Annotated in this window: 10 protein-coding genes; 4 read left to right on the forward strand and 6 right to left on the reverse strand. The window is 58.5% G+C overall.

The genetic code is table 11. The annotated features are described in order from the left end of the window. Positions 1-115 precede the first annotated feature (115 nt). From cobT to ALB80_RS04480, 3 genes are all read left to right on the forward strand, one after another. Positions 116-1,993, forward strand: coding sequence for a cobaltochelatase subunit CobT (cobT, locus tag ALB80_RS04470; protein WP_050602824.1), 1,878 nt, complete (start codon positions 116-118; stop codon positions 1,991-1,993). A 137-nt stretch (positions 1,994-2,130) separates the two neighbouring features. Next, on the forward strand, positions 2,131-3,921 hold the full coding sequence (locus tag ALB80_RS04475; RefSeq protein ID WP_050602825.1) for an aminopeptidase P family protein: 1,791 nt from the start codon (positions 2,131-2,133) through the stop codon (positions 3,919-3,921). Positions 3,922-3,984: 63 nt separating this feature from the next. Further along, positions 3,985-4,326: a DUF427 domain-containing protein gene (locus ALB80_RS04480; protein ID WP_050602826.1), complete on the forward strand. Its 342-nt coding sequence runs from the start codon at positions 3,985-3,987 to the stop codon at positions 4,324-4,326. Positions 4,327-4,389: 63 nt separating this feature from the next. Here the strand turns inward: ALB80_RS04480 and ALB80_RS04485 are convergent, their stop codons facing one another. Then, complete coding sequence (locus tag ALB80_RS04485; protein WP_050602827.1) at positions 4,390-5,679, reverse strand: TAXI family TRAP transporter solute-binding subunit; 1,290 nt, start codon at positions 5,677-5,679, stop codon at positions 4,390-4,392. Positions 5,680-6,005: 326 nt separating this feature from the next. Here ALB80_RS04485 and ALB80_RS04490 point away from each other — a divergent pair, with 326 nt between their 5' ends. Continuing rightward, positions 6,006-7,373, forward strand: coding sequence for a DUF3179 domain-containing protein (locus ALB80_RS04490; RefSeq protein ID WP_050602828.1), 1,368 nt, complete (start codon positions 6,006-6,008; stop codon positions 7,371-7,373). A 3-nt stretch (positions 7,374-7,376) separates the two neighbouring features. Here the strand turns inward: ALB80_RS04490 and ALB80_RS04495 are convergent, their stop codons facing one another. The 5 genes from ALB80_RS04495 to ftsZ form a co-directional block, all read right to left on the reverse strand. Beyond that, entirely contained in the window at positions 7,377-9,062 is a 1,686-nt protein-coding gene (locus ALB80_RS04495) for a chloride channel protein (protein WP_050602829.1), read from the reverse strand. Positions 9,063-9,162: 100 nt separating this feature from the next. Next, entirely contained in the window at positions 9,163-10,812 is a 1,650-nt protein-coding gene (gene recN / locus ALB80_RS04500; protein WP_050602830.1) for a DNA repair protein RecN, read from the reverse strand. A gap of 36 nt (positions 10,813-10,848) precedes the next feature. Continuing rightward, entirely contained in the window at positions 10,849-11,691 is an 843-nt protein-coding gene (locus tag ALB80_RS04505) for an outer membrane protein assembly factor BamD (RefSeq protein WP_050603018.1), read from the reverse strand. Positions 11,692-11,817: 126 nt separating this feature from the next. Beyond that, a complete protein-coding gene (gene lpxC / locus ALB80_RS04510; RefSeq protein WP_083445185.1) occupies positions 11,818-12,738 on the reverse strand; it encodes a UDP-3-O-acyl-N-acetylglucosamine deacetylase in 921 nt (306 codons plus the stop codon). 213 nt (positions 12,739-12,951) lie between these two features. Beyond that, complete coding sequence (gene ftsZ, locus ALB80_RS04515; protein ID WP_050602832.1) at positions 12,952-14,559, reverse strand: cell division protein FtsZ; 1,608 nt, start codon at positions 14,557-14,559, stop codon at positions 12,952-12,954. Positions 14,560-14,666 lie beyond the last annotated feature (107 nt).

Below are 14,666 nucleotides of genomic sequence, written 5' to 3' on the forward strand. Positions count from 1 at the left end.
ATTGCGCCCGCTTGCGGCCGCAATGCCTCCGGCGGGGATATTTTTAGCCAGATGAAGGCGGATCCGGTTTCTCTGCTATTGGATATTGGGTCTGCAATGTGAAAGGCTTGGGGACATGGTACAAAAGAACGACAACCCCGCTGATCCGTTCAAGAAGGCTCTGGCCGAAGCCACAAAGGTCATGGCCGATGATCCCGAGCTGAGCGTCTCTTACACCGTAGATCCCTCGGGGCTGTCGGGTGAGTCGATGCGCCTGCCCCAAGTGTCGCGACGAATGACACGTGAAGAGGTGCTTCTGGCGCGCGGCACGGCGGATGCTCTGGCGTTGCAGCGCCGGTATCATGATGACGCGACCCATGCGCGCTATGCGCCTCCGGGTGATATGGCACGGGATCTCTATGAGGCGATGGAGACCGCTCGCTGCGAGGCGATGGGCGCGCGGGATATGCCCGGCACCGCCAGCAATATCGACGTCAAAATCGGGCATGAGGCGATCCGGCGCGGCTATGACCAATGCAAGCAACCTGCCGATGCACCTTTGGCGGTGGCCGCGGGGTATTTGATCCGGCATCTGGCCACCGGGCGCGATCTGCCCCCTGCTGCCGAAAATATCATGAACCTGTGGCGTGGGTTCATCGAGGAACAAGCTGGTGGGACATTGGAGAATCTGGACGAGATTCTCTCGGATCAAGCCGAGTTTGCCAAGTTCGCGCGTCAGATGATCAAGGATCTGGGCTATGGCGACCAGCTGGGGGATGACCCGGATGAGCTGGATGACGAGCAGGAAGATCAGGGTGAAGAAGACGCAGAGGAGCAGCCCGATCCCGACAGCACCGGTCAGGATGATCAGGACGAGCAGGACGCGGATGCGACCCCTGAGCAATCTCAGGAAGAGCAGCAGGATCAGTCACAGGCTCAGGTCTCGATGGACGAGATGGCCGAGGATGAGTTGGGCGATGAGGCGGAGATGCCCGAAGGTGAAGCTCCGCTAGAGCCTCCTGCTCCGTCTCCTGCGTCCGAGGCGGACCCGGATTATCGGGTTTATCTGGACACATATGATGAAGAGATATCGGCAGAGGATCTGGCAGAACCGGCCGAGTTGGAACGTCTGCGGGCTTATTTGGATCAGCAGTTGGAGCCTCTGAAGGGGGCGGTTTCGCGTCTGGCAAACAAACTGCAACGCCGCCTTCAGGCCCAACAGAACCGTAGTTGGGAATTCGACCGCGAGGAAGGTATTCTGGACGCCGGTCGTCTGGCACGCGTTGTGGCGAACCCAACCACACCGCTGAGCTTCAAGGTCGAGAAAGATACCGAATTCCGCGATACAGTGGTGACGCTGCTGCTGGACAATTCGGGCTCGATGCGAGGACGCCCAATTTCCATTGCCGCCATCTGTGCGGATGTTCTGGCGCGTACATTGGAACGTTGCAATGTGAAGGTTGAGATCTTGGGCTTTACCACGCGGGCGTGGAAAGGCGGTCAGGCGCGTGAGGCTTGGCTGAACGATGGACGACCACAGCAACCCGGGCGCCTGAACGATCTGCGTCACATCGTCTACAAGGGTGCCGATGCGCCCTGGCGTCGGGCGCGACCCAATCTGGGCCTGATGATGAAAGAAGGCCTGCTGAAGGAAAACATCGACGGTGAGGCGCTGGAATGGGCGCACCGGCGGATGCTGGCGCGGCGCGAGCAGCGCAAGATCCTGATGGTGATTTCAGATGGTGCCCCGGTCGATGATTCCACGCTGAGCGTGAACCCGGCCAACTATCTTGAAAAGCACCTGCGCGATGTGATCGCCATGGTGGAAAAGCGCAAGATAGTCGAGCTGCTGGCCATCGGGATCGGCCATGACGTGACCCGGTATTATGACCGCGCCGTGACCATCACAGATGTGGAACAGCTGGCAGGTGCAATGACCGAGCAACTGGCGGCCCTGTTCGACAGTGATCCACGTGCACGGGCGCGTGTAATGGGGATGAAAAAGGCCAGCTGAGGCTGGCCTTGCCTCTGGCGGGAGAATTTTGGAAAAGAGGAAGCACCAGAGTGGTGTTCAGATCATGGCATCCTGATCTGGACATTTCCCCAGTTGCGCCTCAGGGTCTGCCGGAAACGCAGCGAAAGAGGCCTGTTATGTTCCAATCCTTTCAAGTGACCGCGCGCCCGGAACAGGGTCCACCAAGATTGGCCGCATTACGGGCGGAGATGGCGCAGGCAGGTTTGGACGGGTTTCTGATCCCGCGCGCAGACGCCCATCAAGGGGAATATGTGGCCCCACGTGATGAACGCCTGGCCTGGTTGACCGGCTTTACGGGCTCGGCCGGATTTTGTGTCGCACTGCGCGATGTGGCGGGGGTGTTCATTGACGGGCGGTATCGCACTCAGGTCAAGGCTCAAGTGGCCGAGGATTTCACACCGGTGCCCTGGCCTGAGGTCAGCCTGAGTACCTGGTTGAAAGAGCAACTGCCCGACGGGGGTAAAGTTGGGTTTGACCCTTGGCTGCACGCGGCAGGGCAGATTTCCAATGCAGAACAGGATTTGAAAGGCACTGGCATAAAATTGGTGCGTTGTGACAATCTTGTAGACCGGATCTGGGCGGATCAGCCCGCCCCGCCGATGAGCCCGGTCAAGGCGCATCCGATTGAGTTCGCCGGGGAAACGACAGACTGCAAGATTGCTCGTCTGGCTGAGGGTTTGCAACGGGATGGGTGCTGTGCGGCAGTGATAACCCTGCCGGACTCAATCATGTGGCTGTTGAACATTCGCGGATCGGACATTGCATATAACCCCGTGGCTCATGGGTTTGCTGTGTTGCACGCCGATGGCCGGGTCGATCTGTTCATGGCAACCGAAAAGCTGGCGGAGGTACGGGATCATTTGGGGCCGAGTGTGGCTGTCCACGACCCGCGCACGTTTCTGGATGCGATTGCGGTATTGGAAGGGCCGGTGCAGGTAGACGACGGCACGCTGCCTCAGATCGTGGCAGACGCGTTGGGCGACGCCATGACAGACGGGGGTGATCCTTGCGCCTTGCCCAAGGCCTGTAAAAATCCCGCTGAGATCGCAGGCAGTGCCGAAGCACATTTGCGCGACGCGGTGGCTGTGATCGAGACCTTGTGCTGGCTGGACGAACAGGCCCCCGGCAGTGTGACCGAGACGCAAGTTGTCACACAACTGGAAGAGAACCGGCGCAAGGACAATGCGCTTCAGGATATCTCGTTCGACACCATAGCAGGGACTGGACCAAACGGTGCCATCATGCATTACCGCGTGACCGAAGAGACCGATAACCGATTGGAAAACGGTCATATTCTGGTTCTGGACAGTGGTGGGCAGTATCTTGACGGCACCACCGACATTACCCGGACCGTTGCCATCGGTGATGTCGGTACAGAAGAAAAAACCTGTTTCACCCGTGTGCTAAAGGGCATGATTGCCATGTCGATGCTGCGTTGGCCCGCCGGGCTGGCGGGGCGCGATATCGAATGCGTGGCGCGCGTGCCGTTGTGGTCGGCGGGGCAGGACTTCAATCATGGGGTTGGCCACGGGGTCGGTGCTTATCTGAGCGTACATGAGGGGCCGCAGCGCCTGTCAAAAGTCAGCCATGTACCGCTAAAGCCCGGTATGGTCCTGTCGAACGAACCGGGTTACTACCGCGAGGGAGCGTTTGGCATCCGCATCGAAAACCTTGTGGTCGTGGAAGAAGCCCCCGCCCTGCCCAGCAGCGACGCAGAGCGCACCATGCTGAACTGGCGCACACTGACTTTCGTGCCGATTGACCGCAGGCTGATCCTGGTGGATATGTTGACGCCTGACGAACGCGACTGGCTGAATGCCTATCATCGCGACGTCGCGGAAAAGATCCGCCCCAGGCTGGGACAAGACGCGCAACTGTGGTTGGATGCCGCAACTGCGCCAATCTGACATCGACCTGTTACATAGAACGGGCAGAGGAGTGGCCCTAATACGACGACGGAAGGAAATGGAATGACTGAGATCACGATCCGAAAAGCGCCAGGCAAATGGAGTGTCCGCTCGGGCGGTGCGATTCTGGGCGAAACAAACAATGCTCTGCAACTGCATGAAGGCGACAAGGATCCTGTGATCTACTTCCCACGCAACGATATCGCGATGGCGTTTCTGGACCAGACTGACAAGGTGACCCACTGCCCCGGCAAGGGCGATGCGACCCATTTTTCCATCGTCAACAAATCATCCGTGACCAAAAACGCGGTCTGGAGCTATGAGAGCCCGATCCCGGCTGTGGTCGAGATCAAAGGTCATCTGGCGTTTTACCCGGTGGACTCGGTGAAGGTGGAGCAGATCTAGCGCAGCCTGAGACACATTGTGGGCCGCAGTTGACCTGTTGGTTATGAGGCGAACTGGTTTGAATCAGAAGCCCGCGACCGGTTTGGGCTCTTGTTCGGCTGCTCTGCGGCGCGTGATCTCTTGTCGAATTAAACCGATATGCAATCGCGCGTCATATGCACCTTGACGGTAAGCAAGCGGTAACTTGAGGTTGGCAATGCTGGTGTCCAGCTCTTCGATGCTTTCCGCCACTGCATCCACGTCGCTTAGCGTCCGAGCCTGCCCCAACTCTTCCTCAAGCGCTGCGATCCGCTGATAAAAACGCCAGACACGGCGTTTCTGGAACCACACATACCCGGATGGAACGATCCGCAAAAGCGGTGCGAGGAAAAGTAAAGGCAACAGTAACAAAAGAACACGACCAAACTGCGCAGCAATCCAATAGGGCAAAATGGAATGCAAAAAGTTTGGTCCGGAGTTTATCAGTTCCTCAGCAACTTCGTTTAATGGAGCCGGCGGAGACTCCGTTTTCGGGTATTCCCTTGAACCCTGCAGTATGTCGGGCTGTCCATGAATGATCTTAGCTGCGGTAACCAGCCGATCTGCGACGGCCGGGTGCAGATCAGGCCCGGCAATCATTGATGCCCTCAATGCAAGGATCTTTACATCCTCGGGCGGTCTTGGAGGATCAAGAGTGATCGACCCAGCAGGCACGGTCACCGAACTCGCCCCTCGGAGCTTTAGTGCAAGCGCGTCGACCAAAGCCATAGGGACGAAGTTTATGTTAGGATCAAAAATCGCGTCCATCAAATAGGGCGCATCCAGAGGTGCGACAAACAAAGCTGCATCAGCTTCGTTTGAATAGAGCGCATCGATGGCTTCTGAGCCACCCGCATCTACCAGCGTGATTCCCGTGTCCTCAAGCTCTGCCGCTTCGATCAGGGAAATGGCAGCCGCGCGGGTTCCCGACCCTTCTACCCCAGCGGCAAGACGGATGCCCTCCCATTTCCCTGCATTTCCACCGATTGAGTTTGGCTTTCCGCGAAACACCACCATTGGTTCAAGAAAAATGGCTCCCAACGAATGCAAGTCACCATCTTGAGGAAGATCGAGACCACCTTGAACGAACGCGACATCGACGTCACCGGAAACAAGCTTCTCTATGTTCTCTACAGAACCTGCGGTCTCAACCAAATCAATGTGAATGCCGTCTCGGGCCAGTTCTGCTTTGTAAAGTTGCCCGATCTGCCAATAGCCCCCTCCGCTCACACCGGTCGCAAGCCTTATGCTGCTTGGCGGTTTCAAACCAAGAATCAGAAACGCAATCATCCCGACAAACAGGATAGGAAGAAGAAGAAAGATGAATACACGCATGAATTCTCACATTCAGATGATGCGAACTGTTTCTTAAACCTCGCTTGTCCGCATTATTCGCGTCAACGAAAATCAATCGAGCGGAGCAGTGAATGACGCGTTAGGCGAAAAACCTGGCTGATCTTTGGCTGGCAGAATTGGGGCAACTTTGTTCGCACGAAAGCTCAGTCGGCCAGCAGCCGTTTCCAGAAAAACCTCATCAATCAACCGGCCGGTTCTTTTTTACTTGGCCACGGATCTTACGTCGGAACCCTCCTCACGCATCTGTGGTATGCAAGTGAGCGGTATTTACGGCACACTTCCTTCGGGTACTACCGGAGGGTCTCATGTCGATTTCACGTCGCGGTTTTACAGGGCTGATTGGGGCCGGTGCACTTGCACCCGGCATGCTGTGGGCGCAGCAGGATCCGGTTCTAGAGGCATTGCGCAGCACACTGGACGGGCGCCGGACCGCGTTTGAGGACCAGATGGCTTACCTCAGGGATCGCGACCAGCCGGACGTTGTTCCCGGGTTGTTGACCGCGATGCGCTATGCAGATCGCCGACGGGATGAGATTGTCGAGGTGATGGAGGCCCTGACCGGACAGCGCTATGGTAACGACTGGTTCGAGTGGATGCTGTGGCAAGAACGGAACTCGCAGATTGTCCCCCACCCCTCGCTGATCCCGTTCAAACGCGAAGTTCTGCTGCAGATCGATCCGAACTTCGATGTGTTCCTGCGGCCAGAATATCTGCAACGCGACCGGATGAAGATACGGCTGGAAGAAATCGCGTGGGGCGGGGTGCATAAGGATGGCATTCCTTCGCTGGACAACCCGACCCTTATCTCGCCTTCGAATGCCGGATATCTGAAAGGCGACGATCTTGTTTTTGGCGTGGCCATCAACGGGGATGAGCGTGCCTATCCGCTTCGGATTATGGGGTGGCACGAGATGTTCAACGAGGTGATCGGCGGTGTGCCCGTAGCGCTCGCTTATTGCACGCTCTGTGGATCGGGTATCTTGTTTGAAACACAGGTTTCGGGGCGACGAAAACCGTTCGTTTTCGGCTCGTCAGGTTTCCTCTATCGGTCGAACAAGCTGATGTTTGATCGCGAGACACATTCGCTGTGGAATCAATACACCGGCAAACCTGTTGTGGGGCCCTTGGTGAACAGCGGGATCGCGTTGAAACAGCGCCCGGTGGTGATCACAACGTGGGACAGCTGGAAAAATTCGCACCCCAAAACGCGCGTCCTGTCGCTGAACACCGGGCATCGACGCAACTATGGCTCGGGGGTTGTGTACCGGGATTATTTCGCCTCAAGCGAGTTGATGTTCCCCGCTGTAGTGGAAGAGTCACGACATCGGCAGAAAGACTACATTTTTGCCGTGCGTCAGTTCGGGGCCGCGCGGGCCTGGCCGCTGAAGGCATTTGAAAGCAAGCCGGTGATCAATGACGCCATTGCGCAGACACCGCTTGTTCTGATCGGCGATCCAAAGGAACGCAGCGTGCGCGCCTATGAGCGCAAGGGCCATACGTTCAAAGCTACGCAAAGCGGTTTGCAGGATGGCGCGGGTCAAAGCTGGACCGTGACCGAAGACGCGTTGATCGGACCGGATGGCACGCGCTTGTCGCGGGTTGCAGGTCATATCTCGTACTGGTTTGCATGGGACAATTACTTGGGAGATGCCGCCAGCGTTTATGGCGGGTAACGCTTAGGAATGCTCCTCTGCCGCCGTTGCAGCCAAAGCTCGGTTATACGCCTTGAGCGCGTCAACGTGATAGAGCGCCCCTACGGGCGTCTCTGATCCATCCGATTCGATAATGACAACCGGGATACAAGGGATGTCATCATGAGCAAAATAGGGCATCGCGGCTTCCAACGTGGCGCTGGCTTGAATGCACATGCCCTGCTCGATCAATTCCAGGGCCTGTTCCTTTGTAATCGAACGCGGATCGCCGATGGGGCGCATCACCGCCCCGGCGCGCAGCATGGCCAAAAGGTAAGCCTGCGGTCCGGCAGCCAGATGAACATCACGCCGTTCCAGCTGTGTCAGGAAGAAAGACCGGTCCACAAGACGCGAGGCCAGTGCCGTGGACATGGAAACCGTCACCATCACGGCAAGACCGATCTGCCAGTCACCAGTCAGTTCAAAAACAATCAGTGTGGTTGAGATAGGGGCGCCCAGAACCGCCGCAGCTACAGCACCCATTCCGGCAAAGGCATAAAGCGTGTGGGTGCCGGAGACATCCGGCAACAACCCTGTGGCGATCAGACCAAAGGCCAGTCCCGTCAGCGCACCTACCATCAGAGAAGGAGAGAACACCCCACCCCCCATGCGCCCGCCCATGGTAATCGCCACCGCAACTGTCTTGGTCACCGCAAACAGAATGGCCGTGGTCAGCACTAAATCACCGGTCAGGGCGCGAATTGTCGTCTCATACCCCACGCCGATGATATGCGGGAACCAGATTGCCATCAGCCCCAGCATCGCGCCAGACACCGCCGGGCGCAGCCAAGCCGGGATGGACAGGCGGTTCTGGATATGGCTGCCGATATCCTCGGCAAAAAAGATTGACCGCATCAGCAGCAGTGCGACAAAGCCGCAGATCAGGCCAAGGATCAGGAATGCCGGAAGCTCGACATAGAATTGCAGCGATCCCGGCGTCTCCAGTGTGAATTCGGTAACGTCGCCATATTCCAGCCGGTTGATCACCGTTCCGGCAACCGAGGCGATGACGATTGGTGCAAAGGCATGAACCGCAAAATGGCGCAGCACAACCTCGAGCGCGAACAAAGCCCCGGCGATGGGTGCGTTGAAGCTGGCTGATACGGCGGCTGCGACCGCACAGCCCAGCAGGTCGCGGCCCGTGATCCCATCCGCGTGAATGCGGTTGCTGACCCATGTGGAGATGACACCGGCCATATGCACCACAGGGCCTTCGCGCCCTGTTGACCCCCCGGAACTGAGCGTGATCAGCGAAGCAAAAAACGAAGCGATGCCCGCCTTGACCTCGACTCGCCCGTCAGTGACCGCAGAGCCTTCGATGACATCAGCTACGGACCGTACACGCCCGTCATTGGTGAACTGGTTCAAGATCACGCCCACAACCAGACCACCGATGATGGGAATGATCAGGACCATGAACCAGGGTAGTTTTTCGGCATGGCTGTGCAGCAGCAGGATATCATCGGTGTCATAAAGATAAGCCTGCAAGCCTCGGATGGCTTTACGGAAACCAAGCGCCATGAACCCTGCAGCGATACCGATGGCCAGTGCGATGAACCAGAACTGGATCTGGCTTGGACCCCGATGCAGCATCACCCGCCACGCATCCTTGATCGCGGCCAGAGCCTGATTGAACTGGTTGCGCAGAACGGTGCGGGTCGATTGGGTCATTGGCCCTCGGGGATCATCACTTACACCTTAGTAAGCCACGGAGCGCCCATATAAAAGTGAGATAGCGACAGTGTGAGCATCAATTCACGCCATAGGCACGTCAGGTCTGCAGCAAGGCCCGGGCGGCAGCGCGCGCTTCTTCGGTTATGCTGTCGCCTGCCACCATGCGCGCGATCTCGTCCACACGGTCCGGTTCGGCCAAGGGAATAACGGTGGACAGGGTTTGCCCCTCTGTCACATGTTTCTGCACACGCCAGTGATGCGCGGCGCGGGCGGCCACTTGGGGGGAATGGGTGACAACCAGCACCTGCCCGCCCTGTGCCAGCGATGCCAGCCTGCGTCCAACCGCATCCGCCGTAGCGCCGCCAACACCGCGGTCGATCTCGTCAAAAATCATCGTACGGGCGCTGTCATCCCCTGTCAGGCAGACCTTGAGCGCCAGCAGAAAGCGGCTGAGCTCGCCCCCCGAAGCGATCTTGTTCAGCGGCCCTGCCGGAGCACCGGGATTGGTGGCCACGGTGAAGGCCACCGCGTCGGTGCCCTCGGGGCCCGGCTCAGACGGGGTGACTTCGGTTTCGAACACAGCGCGTTCCATCTTGAGTGGGGCGAGTTCGGCCATGACGGCCGTGTCCAACCGCCCTGCTGCGGCAGTACGGGCTGCGCTGAGCGCGGCGGCGACAGTCTCATAGGCAGCCTTCGCCGTGTCCACGGCTGCACGTTTATCTGCCAGATCGGCATCACCTGCATCCAAGCGATTCAGGCGATCGCGCAGCGTTTCGGCAAAAACCCCCAGCTCATCCGGAGTCACGTCATGCTTGCGGGCCAGCGCACGGATGGCAAACAGGCGTTCCTCGGCCTGTTCCAGTTCCGCCGGGTTGAAGTCCAACGCCTGAAGGCAGGCGTTTACACCGTCCTGCGCCTCACCCAGTTCGATCATTGCACGCCCCAACGCGGCAATCGGATCCTCCAATTGGCCACCCGCATTGTCAGACGCACCTTCCAGCCAGCGGATGGCGTCGGACATCGCCCCTTCGGCCCCATCGCCGGACAGCAAGGCAAAGGCACGCGCAACTTCGTCGCGGATACGCTCGGCCCCTTGCATCATGCGGCGGCGAGCATCCAGTTCGGCGTCTTCACCGGGTTGTGGATCCAACTGGTCCAGTTCGGCCACAGCGTGGCGCAGGAATTCTTCTTCGCTGCGGACAACCGCCAGAGCGGCCTCTGTCTCAGCCAGGGCTTTGCGTGTGCGCGACATTTCAGTCCAGGCCGCGCGGACCTTGGCCAGTTGGTCCGAGACCCCGGCGAAGTCGTCCAGCATCGCCCGGTGACCGCGCGGGTTCAGCAGCCCTCGGTCGTCATGCTGGCCGTGCAGTTCGATCAGAGTCTCGGAGAGCGCCCGCAATACCTCGCCCGAGCAGCGGCGGTCATTGACCCAAGCAGTCTTGCGCCCCTCGGCGGTGTTGACGCGGCGCAGAATCAGTTCTTCACCACCCGGGAGGCCAGCTTCGGCCAGAATCGCATGAGCTGGATGGTCGGTGGAGAGTTCAAACTCGGCGACAACTTCGCCCTGTGCAGAACCTTGCCGCACCAATTCGGCCCGTCCGCGCCAGCCCAGCACGAAACCCAGCGAATCCAGAAGAATCGACTTGCCCGCACCGGTCTCGCCCGTCAACGCGTTCAGCCCCGGTTGGAACGTCAGCTCCAACCGATCGATGATCAGCATGTCGCGGATATCAAGGGCGCGTAGCATCCGGTCGTTAGCGTCCCAGACCAAAGGCCATGGCGATTACAACCACTCACCTTTGATGGTTTGACGATAGATCGTGTTCAGCCAGTTGTTTCCACGGCTCTTGAGTTTCAGCCCGCGCGAGGTCAGCAGCTTATAGGCATCGTCATACCATTCCGTGGATTGATAGTTATATCCAAGGATTGCCCCCGCAGACTGCGCTTCATCCAGCAGGCCGAGGGACAGATAAGCCTCGACCAGACGATACAGCGCTTCGGCGGTATGAGAGGTGGTCTGGAAGTCTTCGACGACAACGCGGAATCGGTTGATCGCCGCGATGTAGTGATCCTGACGCAGGTAATAGCGCCCAATCTCCATCTCCTTGCCGGCAAGATGGTCGAAAGCCAGATCGAATTTCAGAACCGCCGAGGTGGCGTATTCGCTGTCAGGGTAGACCTCGATCACAGTGCGCAACGATTGCAGCGCCTGGAAGGTCAGGCCCTGATCGCGACCAACCTCATCGATCTGGTCATAGTAGCTGAGCGCCAGCAGGTATTGCGCGTAGGCTGCGTCTTCATCCGTCGGGTAGAAGTCGATATAGCGCTGCGCTGCGGCCCGGCTTTCTTCGTAGTTCTTGTCCGAATGGAATGAAAACGCCTGCATGATCAGCGCGCGTTTGGCCCAATCGGAATAAGGATACAGACGTTCGACTTCCGAGAAGTACCACGCTGCATCGTCCGAGCGATTCTGCGACAGTTCGTATTCACCACGCGTAAAAATCTGCTCGGGCGTGAACCCTTCCAGATTCTGATCGCGGTCAGCGCCTTTGCTACTGCATGCTGTCAAAACTGCTGCCAGAAGAATCGCACCTGCGAACCTGACTGCCGCTTTGCTGCCAACCATACCGCCCATCCTTGTCGTCTTACTTAATGGGGCTCGCCCCGAATTGAGCCATGGTCTAGCACAGAAAATTCCGGTGCAAAACGCCTTATGCAACTTCTGGCGTAAATGTCGTCAGAGTTGATCGGCTCAGGCAACTTCGGGAATTTCGTTCACGATCAACCCTTGCCCCGGCAGTCGTGCGGCCTGTTGCGGCGTGCACAGAACCGGACGCACGGCACCCGGCGTTTCAAACAGGTTGCGCAACAAGGTGTTGGTCAGGGAATGGCCCGACTTGTTACCGGTGAAGTGGCCCAGAATCGGACCACCTGCCAGATAAAGATCGCCCAGTGCATCCAGCATCTTGTGACGCACAGCTTCGTCCGCACGGCGGAAGCCGCCGGGCGTCAGCACCTCGTCGCCCTGAACAACAACGGCATTGTCCAGCGTACCACCCAAGGCCAGACCGTTGGCACGCATGGCTTCGACATCGGTGCGACGGCAGAACGTACGGCAATCGCTGAGTTCGCGTGCAAAAGAACCGTTGCGCATATCCAGCGTTTTCGTCTGGCTGCCGATGGCGCTGTCTTCGAAATCGATGTGGAAGTCGATGATCAGGCCGTCCGCAGGCACGATGCTGGCGTCTGCGCCTTCGCGTGACGCGGTCACGGGTTTCAGAACTTCATAGGCTAGAACCGGGCTGGCCTGGCGGCGCACGCCCTTGGCCATGATTCCGCGCACGAAATCGATCGACGACCCATCCATAATCGGAACTTCGGGACCGTCAATCTCGATCAACGCGTTGTGGACACCACAACCGGCCAGCGCAGCCATGATATGTTCGATGGTGGAGACCGATACACCCGCCTCATTTACCAGGCGGGTGCAGAGCGGCGTACGCTCGACCGCATGGTAGATAGCAGGGATCATTGCATCGCCCAGATGAATATCCGTCCGTTTGAACCAGATTCCGTGACCGACGGCAGCGGGCTTGAGAACCATGGTGGCGGGTTGGCCGCCGTGCAGCCCAACGCCTTTGAACGTGACCGGAGATTTGAGCGTATGTTGCAAAATGGGCCTCGGTGAGCAGTGTCCAGCCTGCGAGGGCTGTGTTGGACACTCAGTTAAGGAAGCCTGCGTCAAGGCTCAACTCACTCTTTGTAACCGAATGAAACATGTATGTAACAGATCGGCAAAACCCTGCTTACATCTTCGTAAGATACCATTTTCAAACAATAAAGGGCCGCTGAGAAGCGGCCCTGTGAGTGGATTTTGTTACCGCGATCAGTTGGCTTGACGGCGCAGGAAGGCGGGAATTTCAATACGATCCTGTTCCGGGTCGGCCTCATCCTGGGCCGGTGCGGTGGCTTCGGACTGGCGCAAAACGGGCTGCTGACGTGGTGCTTGCGCCGGTGTATCCGCAGCATGGCCGGTCATCCGATCAATCAGTCGATTGAAGCCAAAACGCGAGCGTTCTTCAGGTTCAGGCTGCGAACCAATCTCGGGCTGACGCGGCGCAGCCGGGCGTTGCGGCGCTGAAGGAACCTTTTGAACCGCCGCCTGCAAACGTTGGAGCGCTTCGGGCGACGGTGTGCCTGCGGCCTGATGCCCGCGTGGCGCGACATAGCTTTCGGGCGCATGTTCGATATGCTCGGGCTGAGGCTCGAATTCGGCCACGCGCGGCTGGTAAGCCGGAGGTGGCAGGTCGTCGCTCTCACGCTCGTCACGCGGTTGGAACTGCGGTTGCGCAGGCTCTTCTGCGGCCTCAAACAGCGAAGGTTCGCGGGTTTCTTCCATCTGAGGCGCCGCATCTGCCACTTCTGCTGCAACAGGCGCTTCTTCCTGAACGTGCTCTTCCGCGGAAACGGTGCGGGTCAGCGGCTCGGACATCGAGCGGCGCGCAACAGGCACATCTGCGGATTTTTCGCTGGCGTCGATGCCGGTGGCAACGACCGATACGCGCATTCCACCTTCCATCACTGTGTCCAGAGTCGACCCGACAATGATGTTCGCTTCTGGATCCACTTCCTCGCGAATACGATTGGCGGCTTCGTCCAGTTCGAACAGGGTCAGGTCGTGGCTGCCAGTGATGTTGATCAGCACGCCCTTCGCGCCCTTGAGGCTGATTTCGTCCAACAGCGGGTTGGCAATGGCTTTTTCCGCCGCCTGAACAGCGCGATCTTCACCGGTCGCTTCACCGGTGCCCATCATCGCCTTGCCCATTTCGTCCATCACCGCGCGAACGTCGGCAAAGTCGAGGTTGATCAGGCCCGGACGCACCATCAGGTCCGTCACCCCCTTAACCCCTTGGTACAGAACGTCGTCCGCCATCGAGAACGCCTCGGTAAAGGTGGTTTTCTCATTGGCCAGGCGGAACAGGTTCTGGTTGGGGATGATGATCAGCGTGTCGACAACCTGCTGCAGCGCTTCAACACCGTCTTCGGCCTGACGCATCCGCTTGGCCCCTTCGAACTGGAAAGGTTTGGTGACAACACCAACGGTCAGAACGCCCAGTTCACGGGCGGCTTGTGCGATGATCGGTGCGGCGCCGGTGCCGGTGCCACCGCCCATACCGGCAGTGATGAAGCACATATGGGCCCCTGCCAGATGATCGACGATCTGTTCAATGCTCTCTTCGGCAGCAGCAGCCCCCACGGTCGGACGGGCCCCTGCCCCCAGACCTTCGGTGACTTTCACGCCCAGTTGCACACGTGCCGAGGACTGACTTTGCTGCAGTGCTTGCGCGTCGGTGTTGGCGACCACAAAGTCGACACCGTCCAGCTGTTTCTCAATCATGTTATTGACAGCGTTCCCGCCTGCACCGCCAACGCCAAATACTGTAATCCGAGGCTTCAGTTCGTCGTGCCCGGGCATCGAAAGATTCAATGTCATGCTCTGTCCGCCTGTATTTTTGTCCCGCCAAAGCGGTGTTTTTCTTACCTATCCTTGGACGATTCTAGCCGGATGATGCGAAAAGGTCACGTCAAAAATCGCGTTTC

Source organism: Ruegeria sp. 6PALISEP08, assembly GCF_001238295.1.
Classification (GTDB): domain Bacteria; phylum Pseudomonadota; class Alphaproteobacteria; order Rhodobacterales; family Rhodobacteraceae; genus Ruegeria.

Coding starts and splice junctions, on each gene's coding strand:
- cobT (WP_050602824.1), top strand. CDS start 116: ATGGTACAAAAGAACGACAACCCCGCTGATCCGTTCAAGAAGGCTCTG.
- ALB80_RS04475 (WP_050602825.1), top strand. CDS start 2,131: ATGTTCCAATCCTTTCAAGTGACCGCGCGCCCGGAACAGGGTCCACCA.
- ALB80_RS04480 (WP_050602826.1), top strand. CDS start 3,985: ATGACTGAGATCACGATCCGAAAAGCGCCAGGCAAATGGAGTGTCCGC.
- ALB80_RS04485 (WP_050602827.1), bottom strand. CDS start 5,679: ATGCGTGTATTCATCTTTCTTCTTCTTCCTATCCTGTTTGTCGGGATG.
- ALB80_RS04490 (WP_050602828.1), top strand. CDS start 6,006: ATGTCGATTTCACGTCGCGGTTTTACAGGGCTGATTGGGGCCGGTGCA.
- ALB80_RS04495 (WP_050602829.1), bottom strand. CDS start 9,062: ATGACCCAATCGACCCGCACCGTTCTGCGCAACCAGTTCAATCAGGCT.
- recN (WP_050602830.1), bottom strand. CDS start 10,812: ATGCTACGCGCCCTTGATATCCGCGACATGCTGATCATCGATCGGTTG.
- ALB80_RS04505 (WP_050603018.1), bottom strand. CDS start 11,691: ATGGTTGGCAGCAAAGCGGCAGTCAGGTTCGCAGGTGCGATTCTTCTG.
- ftsZ (WP_050602832.1), bottom strand. CDS start 14,559: ATGACATTGAATCTTTCGATGCCCGGGCACGACGAACTGAAGCCTCGG.